1 protein-coding gene is annotated in these 494 nt (G+C 71.1%); it reads right to left on the reverse strand.

Annotated features, from left to right (window positions below; genetic code table 11):
• Nucleotides 1–494: hypothetical protein (locus AB0J04_RS46085; RefSeq protein ID WP_363174724.1), on the reverse strand; the 494-nt coding region annotated here is incomplete at both ends.

Consider the following 494-nt stretch of genomic DNA (forward strand, 5'->3'; position numbering starts at 1 on the left):
CGGCGTGTACGTGCCGTTGAGCCGCAGGAGCAGATAGCGCCCGGCGGAGCGGATGTACTCGTCGTCGCTGACGGCGGCCGCTTCCACGACATCTGGGTGCAGGCGCACCAGTTGGAGATCGATCCTGGTCAGTGCGTTGACGGCGGCGAGACCCACCGAGGCGGGCAGGTCCTCACGGGCGAGCCCGGCCAGCCTGGCCACAGCTGCCCCGTCCCGAGTCAGATGCGCGAGACTCTCGCAGACCGGCACGAGTACATGGGGGCAACTCTCGCTGTGTGCCGCCGCTTTGAGCGCGTCGAGGGCGGGGAGTGCGCTGCGGCTGCGGGCGAGCAGTCCGATGGCGGCCCAGCGCCGCATGGTGGAGTCGACGTCGCCGAGTGCCTTGACGAAGCGCGGTACGGCGATCTCGTCGGGCAGGGCGAGAGCGTCGGTCAGGTCCAGCAGTCGTCCCAGCGGGTACGCCCCCTCGGCCCGGCTGGCGTCGTAGCCCGCAG

Source organism: Streptomyces sp. NPDC050263 (genome assembly GCF_040655955.1).
GTDB lineage: Bacteria > Actinomycetota > Actinomycetes > Streptomycetales > Streptomycetaceae > Streptomyces.